This is a genomic window from Pontibacter populi (genome assembly GCF_019336435.1).
GTDB classification, from domain to species: Bacteria; Bacteroidota; Bacteroidia; order Cytophagales; family Hymenobacteraceae; genus Pontibacter; species Pontibacter humidus.
On sequence record NZ_JAHWXQ010000001.1, the window covers coordinates 1,436,787 to 1,450,341 of the forward strand.

Annotated in this window: 13 protein-coding genes; 11 read left to right on the forward strand and 2 right to left on the reverse strand. The window is 42.8% G+C overall.

Features of this window, described 5'->3' with window-relative positions; all coding sequences use genetic code 11:
• Nucleotides 1–167: 167 nt before the first annotated feature.
• Nucleotides 168–1,076, forward strand: coding sequence for a toxin-antitoxin system YwqK family antitoxin (locus KYK27_RS06195; RefSeq protein WP_199109102.1), 909 nt, complete (start codon nt 168–170; stop codon nt 1,074–1,076).
• On the opposite strand, the gene KYK27_RS06200 is transcribed toward KYK27_RS06195, so the two are convergent.
• Complete coding sequence (locus KYK27_RS06200) at nt 1,070–1,432, reverse strand: YraN family protein (protein ID WP_199109103.1); 363 nt, start codon at nt 1,430–1,432, stop codon at nt 1,070–1,072. The two genes, KYK27_RS06195 and KYK27_RS06200, sit on opposite strands and share 7 nt — an antisense overlap.
• A 124-nt stretch (nt 1,433–1,556) precedes the next feature.
• On the opposite strand from KYK27_RS06200, the gene lipB reads away from it, so the two are divergent.
• From lipB to gldN, 10 genes are all read left to right on the forward strand, one after another.
• Nucleotides 1,557–2,315 (forward strand): lipoyl(octanoyl) transferase LipB, encoded by a 759-nt coding sequence (gene lipB / locus KYK27_RS06205; RefSeq protein ID WP_317195892.1) that lies wholly within the window; start codon nt 1,557–1,559, stop codon nt 2,313–2,315.
• Nucleotides 2,299–2,703: a hypothetical protein gene (locus tag KYK27_RS06210; RefSeq protein ID WP_199109104.1), complete on the forward strand. Its 405-nt coding sequence runs from the start codon at nt 2,299–2,301 to the stop codon at nt 2,701–2,703. The genes lipB and KYK27_RS06210 overlap by 17 nt, the downstream gene beginning before the upstream one ends.
• 96 nt (nt 2,704–2,799) lie before the next feature.
• A complete protein-coding gene (locus tag KYK27_RS06215) occupies nt 2,800–3,849 on the forward strand; it encodes an MraY family glycosyltransferase (RefSeq protein WP_199109105.1) in 1,050 nt (349 codons plus the stop codon).
• Entirely contained in the window at nt 3,833–5,005 is a 1,173-nt protein-coding gene (locus tag KYK27_RS06220; protein WP_317195893.1) for a DUF4271 domain-containing protein, read from the forward strand. The genes KYK27_RS06215 and KYK27_RS06220 overlap by 17 nt, the downstream gene beginning before the upstream one ends.
• 59 nt (nt 5,006–5,064) lie before the next feature.
• Entirely contained in the window at nt 5,065–5,859 is a 795-nt protein-coding gene (locus KYK27_RS06225) for a uroporphyrinogen-III synthase (RefSeq protein ID WP_199109107.1), read from the forward strand.
• A 170-nt stretch (nt 5,860–6,029) separates the two neighbouring features.
• Entirely contained in the window at nt 6,030–7,001 is a 972-nt protein-coding gene (locus KYK27_RS06230; protein WP_199109108.1) for a type IX secretion system membrane protein PorP/SprF, read from the forward strand.
• Nucleotides 7,002–7,235: 234 nt separating this feature from the next.
• Complete coding sequence (locus KYK27_RS06235) at nt 7,236–8,255, forward strand: SUMF1/EgtB/PvdO family nonheme iron enzyme (protein ID WP_199109109.1); 1,020 nt, start codon at nt 7,236–7,238, stop codon at nt 8,253–8,255.
• Nucleotides 8,256–8,320: 65 nt separating this feature from the next.
• Nucleotides 8,321–9,124 carry a gliding motility protein GldL gene (gldL, locus tag KYK27_RS06240; protein WP_162428282.1) on the forward strand — a complete coding sequence of 268 codons (804 nt, stop codon included), beginning with the start codon at nt 8,321–8,323 and terminating at the stop codon, nt 9,122–9,124.
• A gap of 55 nt (nt 9,125–9,179) precedes the next feature.
• The gene (gldM, locus tag KYK27_RS06245) at nt 9,180–10,781 is read left to right on the forward strand and encodes a gliding motility protein GldM (RefSeq protein ID WP_199109110.1); all 1,602 of its coding nucleotides are present in this window, start codon (nt 9,180–9,182) and stop codon (nt 10,779–10,781) included.
• Between the two features lie 22 nt (nt 10,782–10,803).
• Entirely contained in the window at nt 10,804–11,661 is an 858-nt protein-coding gene (gene gldN, locus KYK27_RS06250) for a gliding motility protein GldN (protein ID WP_199109111.1), read from the forward strand.
• A gap of 71 nt (nt 11,662–11,732) precedes the next feature.
• Here gldN and uvrC read toward each other — a convergent pair whose 3' ends face one another.
• Entirely contained in the window at nt 11,733–13,547 is a 1,815-nt protein-coding gene (uvrC, locus tag KYK27_RS06255) for an excinuclease ABC subunit UvrC (protein ID WP_199109112.1), read from the reverse strand.
• Between the last annotated feature and the right edge of the window lie 8 nt (nt 13,548–13,555).

Below are 13,555 nucleotides of genomic sequence, written 5' to 3' on the forward strand. Positions count from 1 at the left end.
TGATTTATCCGCATCTTTACGTTAGGTAATTAATTGTTTAAATTGTTGGATTGCTAACTGATTGATGAAAGATTAAATGAGATTTTGGATCCTGTTCATCCTTTAATCCTGGAAATCCTGATTCAGACAAATATTCACTCAATCACTCATTCTCACATTCTAGATTAATGCAAAAGCCCGCAGCGCATATAGTTTATAGTTTGGTAATAGGTTTGCTACTGACCTTGGCAGGCTGTGGTGAGCCTAAATGGAATAGCGACTATAATCTGAGCCAGGCCATGCAGAAGGGCAGCGGTAAACAAGATTCTACTGCGCTTGCTTCTGCTGATACCACACAACCCGATATTTCGTCGTCGCTGGTAAAGGATGAGGTGGAGAAGAAAGAGAAAAAGAAGAAAAAGCGCAGCCGTTATTTTCTGGGACATAAAGTTAAAAAAGGCTACACCCGTACCGGCCGCGATGAGCGCGAAACACTGGAGTTGTTCAGTTACCTACCAAACTATGAAGAGCCACGTGAATATGCCCAGGAAAAGTTTGTGTATGATGTAAAGCGCAAAAAGATAGGCAAAGTGCGTGGTGAGATTGATCCTGAAAAGTACAAGCTGCTGCATGGGCCTTACAAAAAAATGTATGGCGATGTGGTGATCGAAGAAGGCTTCTTTTACATTGGTACCAAGCACCTGCGCTGGGAGAAATATAAGCGTGACGGCACCTTGGCCGACAAAGCACACTATGACCAGGGATTTTTAAGAGATGCTATTATTACCTACTATGGCGGTAACACAAACAAAATAAAGGAGATCATCCCTTACGCTTATGGTGAAGTGCAGGGTACATACTATAAGTTTTACGAGAATGGCCAGCTGGAATGGACAGGCAACTATGACAAAGGCCGTAAGATCGGGAAATGGATTCAGCACTACGACTTTAAGAACCGTCGCCATTACGAGTTCCAGTACCCTGAAACAGCCTATGAGCCACAAACAAAGCCGGAATTAATTAGAGAATACGATCGCCACGGCACTATCATTTTTGAAAAAGGCAAGATAGATAAGCGCCCGGCACAGCATCAGTGAAAAGCATCTTCGAAATGAACTATAGCCGGTGGCGTAGTTAAGGTTACGGAGATAATATCAAAGCGGACATCCTGCTCCCAGCCTGTGACAACTATAAATTCCTCAGCGGCATTTACCAGTAGCTTTTCTTTTTTGCTGCCAACCGCTTCTTCCGGAAAACCAAACGTGTCGGTCGTCCGTGTTTTCACTTCTACAAACACCAGCAAGGTACCTTTACGGGCAATTATGTCGATCTCGGCACGTTTATACCTATAGTTTTTTTCGAGTATAGTATAGCCTTGCTCCTGCATGTATAGTTGCGCCATACTTTCGCCCAACTGGCCCGTCCGGATGTGGTTGTTTATTGGTGAAGCCATGTAAAACTTGTAATTTGCAGCAGGTTACGTTAGCCAAACTATAAACTTCGTGCTAAAGTTGCGTTTAAGATAGCTGAATACAAACCCGACGTAACCTGTTCCCAACTATAAAGCTTCCCGAAAGGTGGCTTCTAAAGAATATACTGCCGTGTCAGAAAATAAAGAGATATTATTTGAAAACCTTGGCCTGATAGATTACCAGGAAGCATGGGATTACCAGGCCAGGCTTTTTAACGAAATACTGGAGCTTAAAAGCCAGAACCGCAATGCGCCGGAAGGTGAACAGAAACCAACACCAAATTACCTGTTGTTCTGCTCGCATCCCCATGTATATACCCTCGGAAAAAGTGGCCACGAAGAAAACCTGCTGATAGACGAAGAAGGCCTGAAAGCGAAAGGCGCTACATTCTACAAAATCAACCGTGGCGGCGATATCACTTACCATGGTCCGGGTCAGATCGTAGGCTATCCTATTCTAGACCTCGATAACTACTTTACCGATATCCATAAATACCTGCGTTTTCTAGAGGAAGCAGTAATACTTACGCTGGAGGAGTACGGCATTAGGGCTGGACGCATCCCGGGCCTGACCGGTGTCTGGCTGGATCACGAAGCGCAGCTAAACCCGCGTAAGATCTGTGCGATGGGTGTAAAATGCAGCCGTTGGGTTACCATGCACGGTTTTGCCTTCAATATAAATACAGACCTGAATTATTTTAGTAATATTGTGCCTTGTGGCATCAGCGATAAGAAAGTAACATCGCTGGCTCAGGAGCTTGGGCGTGAAATACCTTTGGCAGAAGTAGAAGAAAAGCTACTGATGCATATCGCTCACCTGTTTGATGCTACCATTATTACAGCTACGCATGAAAAAAGACATTGATTTCGGAACGGTAGAAGGGATTTCGGTGGCGGTGGCAACTACGCCAAACGAGTCTGGGGTGGATGCCTGGAATGTATACCTGATCAATAATAATCCCTTTCCTATAGAAAATGTGCTGGTATCTTCTAAAGGCTATGGCATCCTGGACGGCGAAGAAGTAAAGACTTCGATGCTGCGCCATATGTTTGAGCTTATAGAGGCCAAAAGCTATGTACAGATAGAGCCCATTGATCCGGCTATATTTCATATAAACAATGAGTACTGGGTAAGCTATTACATCGACCGCCAGATATATGATAAGAAATTTATCTTCGTTCCGGACTCCATTACACAAGATAACCTGATCGAGATAGGTATGCTGAACATGCAGGGCGTGCTACATTCCTGATTTTAACTATATTTATACCTTAGTTTACTAGTAATAGTGCCGAATCGGTGAATTAATGCTGCTATAGCTCATATCCTTACCTGTACACCCTCTTATATGGAGCAAAAAATTATACATCTGGTACTGTCTTTTACGTGGGCTTTCCTGATAGCTATATTTGCTGTTCCTTCTATTATAAGGGTTGCGCACCTTAAAAACATTCTCGATCAGCCTAACTTCAGAACCGTACATGCAGAGCTTACTCCCCGGCTGGGTGGTCTAGCTATGTTTGCCGGGTTCATGTCTGCTCTCACTATTTTTGCTGATCTTGATAATGGTGTGCAGCAATTACTGGCCGGTTGTGTTATCCTTTTCTTTATAGGCTTAAAAGACGACTTGATCGCTATCTCTGCCATGAAGAAGTTTGCCGTGCAGTTATTGGCCACGGGTATAGTTATGTTTATTGCTGATATCCGGATTACAAGTTTCCAGGGCATATTTGGTATTGGCGAACTACAGATTGGCGTGAGCTATATGTTTACCTTCCTAGTAATAATAGGCATAACAAACTCCATAAACCTGATAGATGGTCTGGATGGCTTGGCGGGTACCTTAGTACTCATAGCTACAGTTACCTTTGGGGTTTACTTTTACCTTTTCGGCGGATTAGATTACGGGAACTATGCAGCTGTTGCTTTCTGTCTGGTAGGTGGTGTGGTTGGTTTCCTGAGGTATAATTTTCATAAGGCCACTATTTTTATGGGCGATACCGGCTCATTACTCTGCGGGTTTATTATTTCGGTACTTGCCATCCAGTTCATTGAAATGCGGCATGTGCCTGCCTCTCCTTCAGTAGCCCTGGGAATATTGTTCATCCCGGTTTTTGATACCATCCGTGTTTTCTCCATCAGGATATTTAGTGGCAAGTCTCCTTTTATACCAGACAAGAACCATGTGCATCACCGCTTGCTGGCACTCGGCTTTAACCAGATCGGTACCGTGCTGATATTGGCCATGATAAACCTGTTAGTGATTTTGTTTGTTGTTAGCTTCGAGGATTGGGGTAATCTTTACCTCCTGCTGAGCTTACTGATCTTTTCATTGGTGTTTAGTATTTTTCTCGGGGTATATAAATCCAGGAATGCACAGCGTGTTTCAAAAGCCTAAATTTCTTTCCCCGCTGTTGTGGGTTCTGCTGCTTTGGTGTGGTTTTGTGCTCCCTTCTGGTGCGCAGGTGTTACCTATAGAGCAGGAAAATTCAATTACTACAAACTGGCTGGTATACAAAAGTGGTACGAACGAACTGGTACCATACGTAGAAGGCGCAAATACAGAAAACCATGCTCTGCATCAGTGGCTTCAGATAATTCCTGATAATACGTTTCCTGTTTCTTTTGTAGCCCCGAAGGGGTTGTGCCTGTTCCTTAACAATCAATTGATATTTGTTGCCAATGCTACGGAGGTATATAAACTAAATCTGGCACCCTATGCACGTAACATTAAACCGAAACAGGGAAAATACCTGTTAACAGTATGGCACCCAAACCAGCAACCTGTTGTAAACTCTTTTAAAAATGTAGAAGTGTTGCAGCAGGGAGAAGTTAAGCAGGCGGGAGATTCAACTTTTGTAGTACGGGCACGGGAGTACGTAAACCTGAACGCATTTATCATCTTCACGCTATTGCTGGGCTTGCTGTATGGCGCACTTAAGAGCAATTACCCCGCTGACTTTAGCAGTCTGTATAATATCAACTCCTTTATGCGGGTGAGCTCGCTGCAGGAGGGGTTCCTCTCAAAGCCGATAAGTTCATGGTCCAGTATCTTGTTTGTGTTGGTGTTCTCGCTTTCGCTTGCCTTACTAATTGCGGCCATACATACCGAAGTGATGCATATCCGCCTGCTGAACCAGTTTATTCCGGCATCGGCTTCGGGTATAAGTTCCAAGGTTATCCTCTATACCGTTCTCATATTTTTATTTATCCTGCTAAAATACCTTTTCCTGAAAACGATGAGTTTTATTTTCGGGTTAGAGGAGGTAGTGCACTTACAATACCGGGAGTTTTTAAGAACTATACTTTTTCTTGGTATATTTCTGCCTGTTGTAGTTTTATTTTACTTGGCTTTTAATGCCAGTATGCCACAGATTATACTGATAATATCGAACCTGGCTGTTGCATTCATGTTGATAATCACAATAGTGCGTGTGTTTGCAACTGTAAATACCAAGGTTTCAGTACTAAATTTGCATTTATTTTCATACCTTTGCGCCACAGAAGTTATACCGCTGGCTATCATACTGAAACTAATCGTGTTTAACTTCTAAAAACACAATTAAATATAGTTGCCGCAGAAACTGAAGGTGTTAAATTAAGAGCCGCATATATGGTTGAGAGCAAAGCAAAAGGAAGTGCCAATCCTGAAAGACACAAAGTACCGATCAAGAGCATACTGGTAACGCAACCGCAGCCTACAACTGATAATTCACCTTATGTAACTATAGCCGAAAAATACGGCATCAAAGTAGATTTCAGGGCGTTTATTGAAGTTGAGCCTGTACCCTACAAGGAATTCAGAAAGGATAAGGTTGATATTCTGTCCCATACAGCTGTGATATTCACCAGCCGTAACGCTGTTGACCATTTTTTCAGAATCTGCCAGGAGAATAAAATAGAAATGCCGGCAGACATGAAGTACTTCTGTATTTCTGATCAAACGGCTTATTACCTGCAAAAGTATATTGTACTGCGTAAGCGCAAGCTATTTGTAGGTGAGAAAACGGCAAAAGATCTTTTTGAGGTTATTAAAAAGCATAAGAACGAAAAGTTTCTGTTCCCTTGCTCTAACATCCGCAAAGATGATATTCCGGCATTTATGGCTGCAAATAAGATCAAGTTTACGGAAGCCATTATTTACAAAACAGTGCCTGCTGATTTGTCGGACCTGGATGATGTAACGTACGACTGCCTGGCTTTCTTCAGTCCTTCAGGGATAACATCATTGTTTATGAACTTCCCGGATTTTAAGCAGAACAATACGCGTATTGCTGCATTTGGCCCAACTACAGCTAAAGCTGTACGTGATGCAGGTCTGGAACTTGACATTGAAGCGCCTATGCCTAATGCCCCATCAATGACGGGTGCCATCGAAGTTTACATCCAAAATCAGAAACAAAAGTAAAAAAGGCGTTACCGCTGCAACTTTTATCTCTGAAATACATACTATCTAAAACGCAAAGATGAGAAAGTGTCAAACTATCTTGTTTTTGCGTTTTACCGTTTAAGTAGTATATTTAAATCTCTATACTTCCTGATATTTTCAATACTGTTCTTGCTTTGCTGCAATAGCCTATGAGAAAGCTGTTACCCGTACTAGTGTTGATCCTGTTATGCGCCCGGAACCTGGCTGCACAGCAGCAGCCGCAGTTCACCCACTACAGCTTTAACGGCATGCAGTTAAGTCCTGCTTATGCGGGTATAACTAACCGTCCGGAAATATTGTCGATATACAGATACCAGTGGTTAGGCTATGATGCCACATTTGATGATGGCGGATCACCTCAGACGCTTTTACTTACAGCACATACCCCTGTTAGGCTATTTCATGGCGGTGTAGGTATAAACCTGATGAGGGATAAGATTGCAAACACGACCTATACAACAGCGGCACTTTCGTACTCCTTTCATATAGCTGTGGGCGAAGGAAAATTGGGGCTGGGTATACAGGGAAATGTGAACAATATCAAGAAAGGCAGCTACAGGCCTAACGATGAGAACGATCCGAGTGTGCCTAACAACAGTTCGGATTCAAAATATGACCTAGGAGCAGGGATCTGGTACGAATCAAGCACTTTTTATGCGGGTGGAGGTGTAACCAATCTGCTAAAAGCACAGTATGAGTTTGCGAATACAGAGGATGGGATAGATGATGAAAAGAAAGGCAGCCTGCTAAGTGAAAATCATATTTACGCTACTGCCGGATATCACCTGCCGGTTTCGAGTTTATTTATACTTACACCGATGGCGCTCCTCAAGCACGACACCGAGACTTTTTCGTTTGACGCAGGCGCAAAAATTACCTACGACGAAAAATATTGGGCCGGAGTGAACTACAGACATAAAGAAGCTGTTGGAGCGCTAATTGGGTTAGGGTTATTTACAGATAATTCATTAAGAGTAGGATACGCATTTGACTTAACAATATTCGATAAAGTTGCCAAGGCGCCAACATCACACGAAGTGATGATTTCTTACAGGCTTCCCGAGCCTACAGTGCGATTTAAACCGCCGGTAAGAACACCAAGGTATAACTTCACTAAATAAAAAGCGAATACATAAATAAGCTGATATTGGTGTAAAGTGCAATTCTTGAAAAAATACAGAAAAAAATAGTGGTTAATCTGTAAAATATTCCCCTAATTGTACCGTTAAAAAATAATAAATGCGTGTAACAAGTAAATGTTTGTTTATTTGATTCAAAACAATATATATTTGCTACACCAGTAAAAATGTGCTAAGAATACATTGCTAAGAATTTTACCTTTTTTAAGAGTCATCATGAACAAACTATTTAAGCTGTCTTCCTTCGCTTTGGCGGTGTTGCTGCTTGCAGGTTGCGGATTGAGAAACAGACCGCAGGGAGACCTGGTCGGGTCAGACGACCGTCCTGATTATAATGCACAGCAAATACCTTACGGTATGGTGGCATGCCCGGGCGGAACTTTCCATATGGGGCAGGCAGATCAGGACATTGCCGCAACAATGGCTAACCTGAATAAACAAGTGACGATTGGTGCCTTCTATATGGATGAAACTGAGATCACGAATAATGAATACCGCCAGTTTATGGATGTTATCATGCAGGACTCGCTTGAAGTACTGGGTGAAGACTGGGTAATGGCAGAACTTTATCCGGATACAACTGTGTGGGTGAAAGATTTCTCTTACCACATGGGAGATCCGTTAATGGAGTATTACTATTCGCATCCTGCTTTTGACGATTATCCGGTAGTAGGTGTTGATTATTTTGCTGCCAAGTATTTCTCTAAGTGGCGCTCAAACTTTAAAAACCAGGCAAATGCTGATAACGGCATGGCTCCTATGCCAAGCTTCAGACTTCCTTCTGAAGCAGAGTGGGAATATGCCTCACGCGGTGGTCGCGACATGACGGTTTACCCTTGGGGTGGTCCGTACCTGCGTAACGCTAAAGGATGCTTGCTTGCAAACTTTAAACCAGGTCGTGGCGACTATTATAGCGATGGTTTCTCTTACACAGCTCCTGTAGCACAGTACTTCCCGAACGATTATGGTCTGTATGATATGGCAGGTAACGTAGCCGAGTGGTGCGAAGATGCTTATGCAGATGCTTACGTTCCGATTACGTGGGACCTGAACCCGGTTTATTATGATGACAACGAGCCTCGCAAAGTAGTTAGAGGTGGTTCATGGAAAGATATTGCTTACTTCCTGGAAACAGGTACGCGTAATTTCGAATACCAGGACTCTGCTCGTTCTTATATTGGCTTCCGTAACGCGATGGTGTACTTAGGTAGATCATCAGGAAGAGAATTCAGATAGAAACATCCCAAACAATCAAATACAAAACCCAAACACTATCGTTCACAAATTAATTAGAAAACAAAATGAGTAACGCTAAACAACGCAGCTTTGTATACGACGTTCTGATGCCAAAAGTATATGGTATTGGTGCCGCAGTCGTTATCGTTGGAGCACTTTTCAAGATCATGCACTGGCCTCTTGCAGACGTGATGCTGATTGCAGGTCTTAGTACTGAGGCTATCATTTTCTTCCTGAGTGCTTTCCAGCCGCAGCCACACGATCCGGATTGGGCAAAGGTGTATCCACAGCTTGCTGATGACTATACCGGCGACGCACTTGTACCTGCAACAGCAGGCGTATCAGGTGGAAACGGTTTAACCCGTAAACTGGATGATATGCTGCTTGATGCAAACATTACTCCGGAAACAATTAACTCTTTAGGTTTAGGCCTGAACAGACTGAGCGAAACTGCAGCACAGATGGCGGATGTTAGCCAGGCAGCTTCAGCTACATCAGACTATACGCTAAGAATCAGAGAAGCATCAGGTTCATTAGATAAAATGAATGTTGCTTATGCTACTACTGCTGAAGCCCTGGCCCAGATGGCAGGCTCAACTGTAGATGCAAAAGAATATCACCAGCAGATACAAGGCATGACCAGAAACCTTGGTGCACTAAACGCAGTGTACGAAATGGAACTACAAGACGCTAACAACCACCTGAAGGCGATGAACAAGTTCTATGGTAACCTGAGCATGGCTATGGAAAATTTAACTGATGCCAGCAAAGATACAGAGCAATTCAAGCAGGAAGTTTCTAAGCTTACGCAGAACCTACACTCACTTAACAATGTGTATGGTAACATGCTGACAGCTATGAGAGGTTAATCCTGGCTAATTGTAATTGTTCTAAATCATAAGAAAACAGTTAATATAGTATAACATGGCTGGAGGAAAAGAGACACCACGGCAGAAGATGATCGGTATGATGTACCTGGTACTTACCGCACTTCTCGCCCTACAAGTGAACTCTGCTATCCTGTTGAAATTTCAGTTCCTGGACGAAAGTTTACTGGAAGTGAATAGTAAGACAGTGAATGACAATGCAGGAGTTCTAACAAATATAAAGTCTGCCGTTAACGAAGGTGGTAACAGATCATCAGATGCCCGTGTATTAAATAATGCACAGGAGATACGTAAGCAAACATCAGATATGGTAAACTATATCCGTGGCTTGCGTGAGAAGCTGGTAAAAGTAACTGGCGGTATGAACGAGGAAATAGCAAATCAGTATGCCAACCCAAGCGCAGAAGATAAAGTTGCTATGACCATGATCGGGGCAGCTAACAAAAAGAATGGGTCTGCTTATGAGTTAAAGGACAAACTTAACACGTATGCTAAATTCTTAAAGCAGTACAACCCGAATATGCCGGCACAATTGGCAAACGACGGTAAAGAAGACCCTGTTGCTAAAAACGATAAGTCGCAGCGCAACAAAGACTTTGCTGAACTAAACTTCGAAAACACTCCGCTTGTAGCAGCATTAGCAGTTCTTTCTCAGAAAGAAAACGAAGTGCTGAAGTACGAAGCTGATGCATTACAGAAGTTAGCTACACAGGTTGGTGCCGATATCATCAAGTTTGAGAAGATATTTGCCATGGCCCGCGCTGAATCTAAGACAGTAGCTGCTGGTACTAAGTATAAAGCAGATATGTTTATTGCTGCTTCTTCTGATGCGATCACCCCAACTATGACTTTCCAGGGTAAGCCTGTAAAAGTTGTTGATGGTAAAGGTATAGTTGAGTTTACTGCTGCTGCTTCTAACTATGATGCAGAAGGTAACTCAAAGCAAACCTGGAAAGGACAGATCAAGATAAACCAGAATGGTCGTGATACTGTGTTTACAGTAGAAGAAGACTATGTGGTAGCTAAGCCGGTTATTCAGGTACAGTCTGCCGCAGTACAAGCGCTGTACTTCCAGTGTGCCAATGAACTGAACATTCAGGTTCCTGCTTTAGGAGCTACGTATGATCCGAGCTTTAGCGCTTCAGGTGGTTCAGCTATTAAAGGAGCTAAAAAAGGCTTAGTAACTGTAATACCATCGGCTGCAGAAGTTAGACTTTCAGTAAGCAGCGGCGGAAATGCCATTGGTTCTGAAACTTTTAAGGTTCGTCCGATACCTAAACCAGAAGTAGTAGCGTTAGTAAATGGCAGACCAGTTGATATGAAGCGTGGTGTTCCGGCATCATCTTTCAGACAGGTTACACTGGATGCTGTAGCTGACGAAGGCTTTAAACAATTATTACCGAACGAGGCACGCTTTAGAGTAACAAAATGGAGAGCGTTCCTGGTTAGAAATAACCGCCCGATAGACCAGGCAGAGTTTAACAGCCCAACTGCAAACCTAACAAACTTTGCGTCTAAAGCGACCAAAGGAGATGTGGTTTACATTGAAGTGGTAGATGTTAAGCGATTAAACTATAAAGGTCAGGCAGTAGATGCCAAGACCGGAAGAGATTTAAGCTGGAATATCCCATTAAACTAAAATACTTAAGCTTAAAAGGAATATGAAATTAGTAAAAGCATTTGGTGTAGCAGCAGGAGTACTCCTGTCAGTAGGTGCCATGGCACAACAGGTATCAACAACTGCTACAAGCAGTGCATCTGCAAGACCAATTCCTGAGCATGATATTCTCTTCAAGAAAACAGTTTGGCGTAAAATTGACCTGCGTGAAAAGCAGAATCAGCCAATGTTCTCGCAGAACAGACAGATTACGAAGATCATAATTGATGCTGTAAAAAGCGGAGAATTAACACCTTACAAAACTGACTCGGTAAACACACCAATTACAAGAGAAGAATTTGTAGGCAACATGACTCCTCAGGCAGGTGGAAGCGAGTACAGTGAGGAAGAGATTGCAGCTGGTTTAGATAAAAAAGCAGAAGAAGCAGATCCTTGGGCAAATGTTGCTGGCGTTGAAACAGCAGAAGCTGCTGGACCAATAAGCAACGAGTTTTTCCCTAAAGATCTGTATTTGCTGGAAATCAAAGAAGATGTAGTGTTTGATAAAAAACGCTCCAGAATGTATCATGATATCCAGACTGTTTCGCTAATTGTTCCTTCAACTTTAAGCTCACGTGGTTTTGAAGAACCAATCGCAACATTTAAAATGAGCGATCTGGTACGTGTGTTCCGTAACAACCCGGAAACGGCCATCTGGTACAACGCACAGAACACAGCACAACATAAGAACTTAGCTGATGCATTTGACCTGTGGTTATTCAGTTCTTATATCACCAAAATCTCTAATGCTGGCGACAGATCGTTAGCAGACCAGTTCGGTGGTGGACAGAAAGGTTTATTAGCCGCTCAGGATGCTGCAGAAGCACTTATAGAGTACGAATATAGCCTTTGGAGCTACTAAGCTTTAAAGCACATAAATAAAAAAGGAGGCCCAGTAATGAGCCTCCTTTTTTATTTATAGTTACCCATTAACTATAGTTTCTCGGATGTATGGAGGTAATTATAAAGTATAGTTGCTTTTGCTTTCCCTATTTCTATAGTTAACTCTTCGAGGGTAAGTTCACGCAGTTTCTTAACGGACCTGTATTTGTTTAAGAGTTGGTCTGAAATAACTGGACCTATTCCTTTTATATCCGTCAGTTCGGTTTTTAAAGTACCGGCATCTCGTTTACTACGGTGGAAGGTAATAGCAAAACGGTGAGCTTCATCGCGGATGCGCTGGATAAGCCTAAGCGATTCAGATTTTTTATCAATGTACAATGGAAGGTTATCACCCGGATAAAAAATTTCCTCCAGGCGTTTAGCGATACCAACTATAGCTACTTTACCCCAGATGTCCAGATCTTTCAACGCCTTAACAGCAAAGCTAAGCTGCCCTTTACCACCATCTATAATGATAAGTTGCGGTAAAGGCTGGGTCTCATCTAATAATCTCCTGTAGCGCCGCGTAACAATCTCGTACATCGACTCGAAGTCGTTAGGGCCAACCACCGTTTTGATGTTGAAATGCCTGTAATCTTTCTTGCTTGGTCTGCCATTCTTAAAACAAACCATAGAGGCTACCGGGTTATCGCCCTGAAAGTTAGAGTTATCGAAGCATTCGATATGGCGGGGAAGCTCTGTAAGGCGTAAATCCTTTTTCATTATTTCCAGCACTCTTATTTCGCGCTGGTCGCTAAGCTCGCGGTTCTTTTCCTGCCGGCCTTCGCGCTCTCTGCGCAGGTACATGGCATTCTTCAGGGAAAGGTTAAGCAACTTACGCTTGTCTCCTATCTGAGGGTAAGTAACTGTAATATTATCCAGCGGAAGAGCAACTTCAATGTTCGTGATGACTTCACGGGAAGTACTTTCGAATTCCTGACGCAACTGAACTATAACAGAAGCTAAAATATCTTCATCGGCCTCATCCAGCTTCTTTTGTATCTCCAGCGATTGTGTAAGAATAATAGAGCCGTTCATTACCTTCAGGTAATTAAGAAAAGCACATTGCTCGTTAGAAGTGATGGTAAAAACATCAATGTTAGTAAGCGTATTGCTGACAACTGTCGACTTTACCTGAAAGTCTTCAAGCATATCCAGCTTTTGCTTGTATTGGTGCGCTAATTCAAACTGAAACTCAGCCGCCGCCGCTGCCATATGCTCTTTAAAGTAGTTCTTCGCTATAGTTAAGTTACCAGAAAGTATGCTTCTGATTTGTGAGATGTAATGATTATAGGTTGTCTCATCTACTAGCGCTTCACAAGGGCCTTTACAGTTGCCAATATGATACTCCAGACAAACCTTAAACTTCCCGGCAGCAATGTTTTCAGGCGACAGGTTGTAAGTACAAGTACGTAACGGGTAAAGGGTACGGATCAGGTCCAGCACCACGTGCATGGTGGTACCGCTAGGGTAGGGACCAAAATAGCGGGAGCCGTCATTTATCTTATTACGGGTACTGATGACACGCGGAAAGCGCTCATTAACTATACAGATATAAGGATAGGTCTTTCCATCCTTTAATAGGATGTTATACTTGGGTTGATACTGCTTGATCAGGTTGTTCTCTAGCAGGAAGGCATCGGCTTCGGTATCAACTATAGTAAACTCAATATCTTTGATCTGGGAGACAAGTTTCAGCGTTTTTTTATTGTGCTGGGCCGAGCGATTGAAATAAGAGCTTACACGCTTTCTTATATCAACCGCTTTACCAACATAGATAATGCCTTTCTCGTCAAAGAACTTGTAGATGCCGGGCTTGTGCGGCAGGTGCGATATAGTTTCTTTCAGCTTCTCGTTAGCGGGCATTTTTGTTC

Excerpts from the sequence above, each read along its gene's own strand:
- KYK27_RS06195 (WP_199109102.1), top strand. The coding sequence starts at position 168 with ATGCAAAAGCCCGCAGCGCATATAGTTTATAGTTTGGTAATAGGTTTG.
- KYK27_RS06200 (WP_199109103.1), bottom strand. The coding sequence starts at position 1,432 with ATGGCTTCACCAATAAACAACCACATCCGGACGGGCCAGTTGGGCGAA.
- KYK27_RS06210 (WP_199109104.1), top strand. The coding sequence starts at position 2,299 with ATGAAAAAAGACATTGATTTCGGAACGGTAGAAGGGATTTCGGTGGCG.
- KYK27_RS06215 (WP_199109105.1), top strand. The coding sequence starts at position 2,800 with ATGGAGCAAAAAATTATACATCTGGTACTGTCTTTTACGTGGGCTTTC.
- KYK27_RS06225 (WP_199109107.1), top strand. The coding sequence starts at position 5,065 with ATGGTTGAGAGCAAAGCAAAAGGAAGTGCCAATCCTGAAAGACACAAA.
- KYK27_RS06230 (WP_199109108.1), top strand. The coding sequence starts at position 6,030 with ATGAGAAAGCTGTTACCCGTACTAGTGTTGATCCTGTTATGCGCCCGG.
- KYK27_RS06235 (WP_199109109.1), top strand. The coding sequence starts at position 7,236 with ATGAACAAACTATTTAAGCTGTCTTCCTTCGCTTTGGCGGTGTTGCTG.
- gldL (WP_162428282.1), top strand. The coding sequence starts at position 8,321 with ATGAGTAACGCTAAACAACGCAGCTTTGTATACGACGTTCTGATGCCA.
- gldM (WP_199109110.1), top strand. The coding sequence starts at position 9,180 with ATGGCTGGAGGAAAAGAGACACCACGGCAGAAGATGATCGGTATGATG.
- gldN (WP_199109111.1), top strand. The coding sequence starts at position 10,804 with ATGAAATTAGTAAAAGCATTTGGTGTAGCAGCAGGAGTACTCCTGTCA.
- uvrC (WP_199109112.1), bottom strand. The coding sequence starts at position 13,547 with ATGCCCGCTAACGAGAAGCTGAAAGAAACTATATCGCACCTGCCGCAC.